Origin of the sequence: Pueribacillus sp. YX66, assembly GCF_041725775.1 — a bacterium.
Lineage (GTDB): Bacteria > Bacillota > Bacilli > Bacillales > UBA6769 > Pueribacillus.
The window spans coordinates 1-3,128 of sequence record NZ_JBEUEL010000066.1; the positions used below are offsets into that span (position 1 = coordinate 1).

At 38.7% G+C, this 3,128-nt stretch carries 2 protein-coding genes and 1 pseudogene; 2 read left to right on the forward strand and 1 reads right to left on the reverse strand.

All coding sequences use genetic code 11. The annotated features are described in order from the left end of the window. Positions 1–727 precede the first annotated feature (727 nt). Positions 728–2,281: pseudogene (locus tag ABU914_RS15250) on the forward strand (transposase). 59 nt (positions 2,282–2,340) lie between these two features. Continuing rightward, positions 2,341–2,745 (forward strand): MarR family winged helix-turn-helix transcriptional regulator, encoded by a 405-nt coding sequence (locus ABU914_RS15255; protein ID WP_379670548.1) that lies wholly within the window; start codon positions 2,341–2,343, stop codon positions 2,743–2,745. Positions 2,746–2,924: 179 nt separating this feature from the next. On the opposite strand, the gene ABU914_RS15260 is transcribed toward ABU914_RS15255, so the two are convergent. Then, positions 2,925–3,128: transposase (locus ABU914_RS15260; protein ID WP_379670549.1), on the reverse strand; the 204-nt coding region annotated here is incomplete at its 5' end.

The following is a 3,128-nucleotide window of genomic DNA, read 5'->3' on the forward strand; positions in this document are numbered from 1 at the left end:
ACCTTCTGACATTTTTTGTATAGTTGTTAAGGTTGCTTAAGCACCATTATATTGACAGTTCAAGTGAGAGCCCTATCGACTTACACAAAATTCTTGACGGTACCGAATAACATTAGGTGTTATAATTTCTTTAGTTTATCATCTTGTTAAAAAAGATACTCAACACTAAATTTTTATTTTATTAATGATAATTAGAAAGTATATCTTTTACAGAATTAAAATAACTCATTGCACTACTAGCGATAAATTTGGGACTCAAAAAATACATTTAATAAAAAGACACAGCTTTTGAATTTCTCCGTTTTTTCTTATTTTTTATTCTCATAAAAAGTTAAGCTGTTGTTGAAAATTAGCACCCTAAAATCCTTAAATACGTGTATGATTTTGCTAAAATCTTAACAAAACTCTCATGAGTATCTTATGAAAACAGGTCTACATCGGGATAATGTTTCACTAACAAAGGAAGATCTGAAACTAATCCGTGACAACATTTATTATCTGTAATCGCCTATCTGAAAAATAACAAATCAAATCTTCATGTCCTTCTGATTAATTTTCTAAACCAAATTCTTTTCTTAATTCATGTTCAAATCGCTTATCTATGTAGGGCTTGCTGATCATGATAAAAACCCTTTATCCACAAGGACTGCGTCTATTTATGTCGAATTCATATGCAAGGAAAAACACTTAAAACCAGAAAAAACCTTGCAGATGGAGTGAACATAAATTGTTTAGAATGGATGAAAATACGTCAGATCTAGTCGAACAATTTTACTTACCGTTTGGCGGAAAATTAAATCCTAACAATCGATGGGTTCAATTATCAAAACTCATCCCGTGGGATCTCGTTGAACAAAAATATATTGAAGCTTTCAAATCGCCGGTAAAAGGGAAGCCGGCTTACTCGGTTCGCATTGCACTTGGGTCGCTTATCATCAAGGAACGACTTGGCTTAAGCGATCGGGAAACGACAATGCAGATTATGGAGAATCCGTATCTGCAATTTTTCATCGGGTACTCTGAATTTGTTGATAAAGAGCCGTTTCATCATTCTCTAATGACACACTTCCGAAATCGGTTGGGTCCTGACATCTTGTTGGAAATAAACGAGTGGATCGTTGCTGAAGCGCTCGATGCCGAGAAAGTCCAATCCACGGAGCTTGTCTCAGACAGTGATGATGAAGATGATGATAACGATCCCGACAATGGACAACTTACAATGGAGATTGGCGATGATGAATTGGCGTTGCCAGAGGACATTCTGCCCCACAGACCAAAACGAAGAACAAAACAATCATCATTTAAGAAAGCACCAACAGATTCTGGTGACACGACACCGGCCCACAAAGGGAAGCTCATGCTTGATGCTACCTGTGTTCCTGCTGATATTAAATATCCGACCGTTCTCGGATTGCTTAACCATGCACGCGAAATATTGGAAGACATTATTGACACCTTGCACGATCCACACATCGGATTAAAGGAAAAAGCCCGAACCTATCGCAACCAGGCACGTAAGCGTATTTAAGTGTATCCAAGCAACGAAAAACAAGCGGAAAAAGGATGCGAAAAGCAATCCGGAAACAACTATCTTATGTTCATCGGGATCTAAAAATCATCGAAATGCAGTTGACTGACACTCCGCTTACTGAATTGAGCCACCGTCAATATCGCCGTTTGCTGGTGATAAGCGAGTGATATCGACAGCAACGTGAGATGTTCACACACAAGAAACACACGATTGGATCAGCCACACGTACGACCCATTGTACGAGGTAAAGCCGGTGCTCAAGTGGAATTCGGTGCTAAAATTGCTGCTAGCTTGGTTGATGGTTATACGCTTATCGAAAGCATGCAATGGGATAACTTCAACGAAGCGAAGACACTTCAAGCATCCATCCAGTCTTATAAACAGCGCTTTGGCTATTATCTCGAAGCGATTTTAGCGGATAAACTGTATCGAAATCGCAAGAATATCCGTTATTGCAAAGAACGGGGAATCCGCCTTAGTGGACCGAAACTTGGAAGACCACCGAAAGAAGGTTGGAAAACCGACCTAAAACAAGAACGACAGGATGCGACAGAACGAAATCAAATCGAGGGGAAATTCAGTGAGGGCAAGCGTAAATTCGGGCTTGGCCTAGTTCGAGCACGCCTTGCACATACCAGTCAAACGGTTATCGCCCTCCAGTTCATGGTGATGAATTTGGAGCGACGACTCCGGATTCCTTTTTTCCTTTTAATCAAGTGTTACAGATATCGATATTTACAATGGGCGTAATGTTGAATAATCTATTCAGCAAGCCCTAAATAAGGGCTGGCAAAGTTCTAAACTTTTCGTTGCAATTTTATAAACTTTTTACTTGCAAAACACAAAAAGCTATACAATCAAGCCTTAAAACCTTTTCATATCACGACTCCCAATACTTGCTATTGCTTGTTTTATGGGAAGATGATGGAAAAACGATGAAACAAATTGGCGCTCAGTTTAACTTAGGAACGGGCACACTGACGCCGATGATAAAACGCTTGGAGAAAAACGGATGGATTGTGAAAAAAAAGAATCCAAATGATGAAAGGAAAGTACTCATTTATTTATCTGAAAAGGGACGAACTCACAAAGAAGACATTACCGCTGCCATTGCAAAGCATATTCAAGCCTGTCAGATTCATTACGAAGAATATGTCACGATCATGACAAAATTAAAGCAACTTCGAGAAAAGTTATCCAGCTCTGAGGAGTAAATTAATGTTCATTACTCATTTTAGGGAAAAAATCACTTATCCACATATGGAGTTTTTTACCAGTTAACTTCCCTGCTTTTAGAGACAAAACGAACCGAATCAATTGATTCCTTTTAAAATTGTGGATAAGTAAAGTTTGGTCTTTCTTCGCATCACTTCCTTATGATAAACTATAACCACTAGGTGAACCTGATTTGTATCGGTTTCCCTATGTGGTATAAATCCTTGTCTGTTATTTTGTGGGTTCGAATCGCTTCTAACAGATCCGAGGATTTTTCTTTTGCCGATTTTTTTAAACCCTTTAGAATCTTGGCACCGTTAAGGTACAACTGAACCAGGATGTCGGCAATTTGCACCAGTAGGTAATGGTTTTTCATTGCCGT